We start from the raw sequence: 296 nt of genomic DNA on the forward strand, positions 1-296 counted from the left end.
CACCTGCACACATCACTTGAGAAGCATCCAAGTTTAGTATTTTGGCAAGCTGCTCTACACCCACACCTTTGTTGCTGTTAATGTTTAAGAACTCTAGGAAGAAAGGCGCACTACGAACCACGGTGTATTGCTCGCGTAACTCTGCAGGTAAATTAGCAATTGCTTCGTCTAATACACTTTCTTCTGCAACAAACATAATTTTAGTTAATGCATCGTTGGCATCTAAACTAGCAAAATCAATTTCTTTTACGTCCATGCCATTAATTGATGATTCAATGTCTGTCCATGGGTTGTGT

1 protein-coding gene is annotated in these 296 nt (G+C 39.9%); it reads right to left on the reverse strand.

The window, feature by feature from the left end; genetic code table 11:
• Window positions 1–296 (reverse strand): HAD hydrolase family protein (locus tag Q4528_RS13400; protein WP_303522008.1); only part of this gene is annotated, 296 nt, incomplete at both ends.

It is taken from the genome of Staphylococcus pasteuri (genome assembly GCF_030547725.1).
Lineage (GTDB): Bacteria > Bacillota > Bacilli > Staphylococcales > Staphylococcaceae > Staphylococcus > Staphylococcus pasteuri.